Here is a 676-nt window from a genome sequence, read left to right as displayed (position 1 = left end):
CCCTCCCACGACTCCATAGTGGCACCGGTTTTGAATTTGTTGATCCATATTGGAAAGTAAAACACCAGCCAAAAACTTATCTGCCCAAGAAACATTTGTATATCCAAATTCAGCTTTACCACCTTGTGATCTGTATCTATCATGAAAACGTTTCGCTCGAATGTAAACATCAGGCGTTCCTGCGGAAAGTGCTACAGCAACTTGGTCTCCCCAAACTTCATAATCGTTATCGGCATAGTTTACAAAGGCAGAACCTCTAGCTGTAAAACCATTTTTATTGTTTCTATAACCACCATTAATATCTGTGCGGTAGGTGCCAAATGATCCCGCCGAAATAGACGCTTTTAATTCATTTTTAGTAATATCATTTTAGCACAACATTTATGGCTCCACCCATGGCATCATCAGATAAATGTGGAGGTACAACACCTTTGTAAACTTCAATACGTTTAATTAAAGACGGAGGAATACTGTTTAATGAAAATGAAGGTCCAAAATTTCGAATAGGAACACCATCAATAAAAACTTTTACAGAATTCCCTGTCATTCCGTTTAAGTTATAATGTGCATGAGATCCTAAACCACCAGATTGACGCACTCTAACTCCTGCAGATTGGTCTAATAACTCATTAACTTGAATCGATTGAATTGCCGCTTCTTTAGTTTCTATAACATT

The 676-nt window shown here is 37.7% G+C and carries 1 protein-coding gene; it reads right to left on the bottom strand.

All coding sequences use genetic code 11. The features are described 5' to 3' along the window. Positions 1–364: 364 nt before the first annotated feature. A partial coding sequence (locus ADICYQ_RS28420; RefSeq protein ID WP_040415252.1) for a TonB-dependent receptor occupies positions 365–676 on the bottom strand: 312 nt, incomplete at its 5' end.

Source organism: Cyclobacterium qasimii M12-11B (genome assembly GCF_000427295.1).
In the GTDB taxonomy this organism is placed as follows: domain Bacteria; phylum Bacteroidota; class Bacteroidia; order Cytophagales; family Cyclobacteriaceae; genus Cyclobacterium; species Cyclobacterium qasimii.
This window is presented reverse-complemented; position numbering and strand designations above follow the sequence as displayed.